This window comes from Frankia sp. Hr75.2 (genome assembly GCF_949319125.1).
GTDB lineage: Bacteria > Actinomycetota > Actinomycetes > Frankiales > Frankiaceae > Parafrankia > Parafrankia soli.
In genome coordinates, this window is sequence record NZ_CASGGV010000194.1 from 1 (window position 1) to 866 (window position 866).

Annotated in this window: 1 pseudogene; it reads left to right on the plus strand. The window is 63.5% G+C overall.

What is annotated here, in order from left to right:
- Positions 1-467: 467 nt before the first annotated feature.
- Positions 468-866, plus strand: a pseudogene (locus AC559T_RS14570) (hypothetical protein); the annotation flags it as partial.

Below are 866 nucleotides of genomic sequence, written 5' to 3' on the forward strand. Positions count from 1 at the left end.
GTGTGCCACGAACACCGAGAGGGGCTTGATGTAGATAAAGCTTTCTTGAGGTGATGCTGCGCGAGAGATGAAGGTAGGCCCTTCGGAGCCGCCCTGCGGGGGGAGGCTCCAAACCGCCACCTGCTGCGTTGGCTGAAGACCGTCGTGGTGAGCGAGGTGGAAAAGGCGTCCTGGAGGCGTCAGGTGGGGACCAGGAAGACGGTGCGCAGTCCCGGTGACGGGATCGCCGTGGACGTGCCGTTATGCAGATGGTGGCATCAAAACCGGGGTTTTGCTCTGAGTCCCGGGATGAGCCTGGCGGATGCCCGTTTACTGGCCAGGCGGTGCCCGGCATGGAGGCGACGTGATCCTGTTCTGCTGCTCTCGCGCGGAACGTGGGAAGGCGTGTCCTGATACTCCCCGCCTTGTTATTGGCGGGGGAGAGGGAGCCTGCCAAGCAGGATGAATCTGTGAGGTAGTGAGTACCGATGCGGGACGCGCCGGCGGACCGGCTTGTAGTAGCGGTGAAGCTCCTGCTGGGCGCGGTGGGGGCGGAGCGAAGGGGCTGGGTTGTCCGTGGCCTTGTTGTGGAGTCAACCGGGAAGACCGGGAGGAGCTCGATGGACAGGCTGAAGCCATCAGGGAAACCGTTCGAGATCTCGAGGTGGGAGGTGTGGGAAGCCTGGAAGCAGGTGAGGGAGAACCAGGGTGCCGCGGGGGTGGATGGCTGCACGGTAGCGGACTTCGAAACCGACCTGAAGAACAATCTGTACAAGGTCTGGAACCGGATTTCCTCGGGTAGCTATTTCCCGCCCCCGGTGATGGCGGTGGAGATCCCGAAGCCGCATGGTGCGGGGACGAGGGTGCTCGGGGTGCCGACGGTCACT